The following is a 2,507-nucleotide window of genomic DNA, read 5'->3' as shown; positions in this document are numbered from 1 at the left end:
GCTCGTTCTGGTCCATCATGGAGAAGAACCGAAATCTTCTCAGCTCGCGGGAGCATTGAGGCAAAAGTTTCATCTTGAGGTGATAAGCCCTCATTTTGGGGATAAAATTATAGTGTAAATACAAATTGATCTTTGTTTTGGGTTACTTCATCGAGCAAAAAATCAATAAAAAGAGTGGTGGCGGGGAAAAATGTTTTCTCTCTCTTCTTTACGAGCAGGATATCGCGTTCGAATGAGACTCCTGTGATTCTGGCTGCACAGATTCTCCGGGCGGCTACTTCTTCGCGCACGGAGGCCCACGAGAGTATACTGGAACCAAAGTTCTGTTCAACAAGCTTTTTGACGACTTCGATGTTTCCTATTTCGAGATATGGCTTGACTGACAGGTTATTTCGCTGGAATTCGCTCTCGATATATCTGCGCGAGGCTGAGAATCTCTCTGGCAATACAAGGTTTTCCTGGACTATGTCATGCATGGATACGCTCTTTTTTTCTGCAAATTTATGGCCCCTGGGCATCACAAAAACCATTTCTTCCCTCAAAATGACTTCTGTCAAAAAAGAAGTGTCGTCGGGTTTTCTTTCTCCTTCGCCCATAAGGCCAAAATCGACTTCGTTTTCGAGGATCAGGGGGAAAATATCTTTTGCATACCGTACTTTCACGGAAAACACAATTCCAGGATGATATTCTTTGAACCTTCCCAGAATCGGGGGAATAATATATGCGCCAGCAAACATGCTTGCGCCGAAGCTCACCTTGCCCTTAAAAGGATCTTTGCATTCTTTAATGGCGAGGTCGGCCTCCTCCAGCGTTGTGAGGATTCTTTCTGCATGTTCAAAAAGTACCTTGCCTGCATCGGTGAGAAAAACCTCTCTCCCGATTCGTTCGAACAATTTCGTACAGTACTCTTCTTCGAGGGCCTTCATCTGAAGGCTTACTGCGGGTTGTGTGAGGCCGAGCAACTCTCCTGCTTTGGTAAAGCTTCGGTATTTCGCGATGGTATAAAAAGTTCTCAGTTTGTTCATTCGATTTTCCCGGCCAGGATTTCGTCATTGGCCACTTTCAATATACATCGCCTGCCGGGTGCCTCATAGAGAATCCGGAAACGGGCTCATGATGCCCCGCATTTGCCTTTCATGGTGCCAGTGATTTTGGAAGGATGCAATATCTCGTAATTCATTATGGGCGCTGACGGATTTGAACCGCCGACCTACTGGGTGTAAACCAGCCGCTCTGACCAACTGAGCCAAGCGCCCCTCTCGCCGCTTGCACGGCGGAGCCACACTAGCATATGGTGGATGCATGAGTCAAGCAAAAGGGTATTCCCGCGCGCAAATCCTCGGCATCGGGCACGCCATGTGCGACATCTCGGTGGAGCTTGAAATTCAGGCCTGGAACGCGTTCAGAACAGCATTCTCCTGGCTGGCTTCGGGAGCTCCCGTGCACCTCGATGCAGCACGGGCGCACAGTATTCTCTCATACCTGGAAGAGAGAGCGGCGCAGGGCCAGGGCAGGATTTTTTACGCGGCCGGCGGGGCTGCGCTCAATGCGGTGCGCGCGGCCTCTCTCGTAGGCACAAAGGCTTCGTTTGCCGGATCTGTCGCTGCCGACGCGTGCGGCGATGTCGTCCGCGCCGGCCTTAAGTCTGCAGGGGTCGAGGCCCTTCTCGACACTTCCGGCGGGCGCGAGGGCACCGGGATTTTTTGTACGGTGAGCCCCATGGCGGGGCAGGGCGCAGGAGCGGATGCTTCCGCCGGGCGCATCGTTTTCGCCTCTCCTTCCGCGGCCCGCCGCGTGCGCGACATGGGTTTTGGCGGATTCGATGTGGGGAAGGTTGAACTGATTCACGCTGAAGGATTGCTCGCAGACAGTCCCCGAAACCTTGAATCGCTTTTTCAGCGCGCCCGCGACATGAAAAAGATGGTATCCCTCGATGTGGTCTCGTCGGAAGCTGCGAGGCGCAACAGAGATACCCTCAAAAGACTCATTCGGCGCTATGCGGATTTCGTCTTCTGCAATAAAGGAGAATTTGAGGCCCTTAGCATGGAGCTTGCGGATTGCCGCCCCGAAATCGTGTGGCTTATCAAGGCGGACAGAGCCGGCGTCGACTGTTGTGCGGAGGGACAGCGCATTCACGTGGACGCGCCGCAGTGTGCGGTGGTGGACGAACTCGGCGCCGGCGATGCCTTCGCGGGCGCCTTTCTGTCAGGCAGACTCGCAGGGCTGCCGCTCGATCGCTGCCTTCGGCTTGGGACAGAAGGTGCGGCCTGCGCCCTGCAGTCGCGGGGCCCCGAGCCGGATGCACGCTGCCTGGGCGCTCTTTCCCGCGAAATTCTTGCCGGATAGCCTTATTTTTCCGTACATTACATATGCAGGCATCAATGGATGTCCGCTCTATAATTAGATTCTCATCATAGTCTTAATAGGTGGTACTCTATGTCGGCAAGCGAACTGATACCCATAGATCAAATTTTGCCCAACAAACTTCCTGTCATCACGCTCATCGG

At 53.1% G+C, this 2,507-nt stretch carries 2 protein-coding genes and 1 tRNA gene; 1 reads left to right on the top strand and 2 read right to left on the bottom strand.

Annotated elements, in window-relative coordinates:
• Positions 1-107: 107 nt before the first annotated feature.
• Positions 108-1,025 (bottom strand): LysR family transcriptional regulator, encoded by a 918-nt coding sequence (locus WC488_05490; GenBank protein ID MFA5077847.1) that lies wholly within the window; start codon positions 1,023-1,025, stop codon positions 108-110.
• 157 nt (positions 1,026-1,182) lie between these two features.
• A tRNA-Val gene (locus WC488_05485) sits at positions 1,183-1,256 on the bottom strand.
• Positions 1,257-1,302: 46 nt separating this feature from the next.
• On the opposite strand from WC488_05485, the gene WC488_05480 reads away from it, so the two are divergent.
• Positions 1,303-2,346, top strand: a complete 1,044-nt coding sequence (locus WC488_05480) for a PfkB family carbohydrate kinase (GenBank protein MFA5077846.1) — start codon at positions 1,303-1,305, stop codon at positions 2,344-2,346.
• Positions 2,347-2,507: the final 161 nt, after the last annotated feature.

The sequence above is a fragment of the Candidatus Micrarchaeia archaeon genome (genome assembly GCA_041650355.1).
In the GTDB taxonomy this organism is placed as follows: Archaea; Micrarchaeota; Micrarchaeia; order Anstonellales; family Bilamarchaeaceae; genus JAHJBR01.
The sequence above is the reverse complement of the archived record's forward strand: the minus strand, read 5'-3'. Positions and strand labels throughout refer to the sequence as shown.

Excerpts from the sequence above, each read along its gene's own strand:
- WC488_05490 (MFA5077847.1), bottom strand. The coding sequence starts at position 1,025 with ATGAACAAACTGAGAACTTTTTATACCATCGCGAAATACCGAAGCTTT.
- WC488_05480 (MFA5077846.1), top strand. The coding sequence starts at position 1,303 with ATGAGTCAAGCAAAAGGGTATTCCCGCGCGCAAATCCTCGGCATCGGG.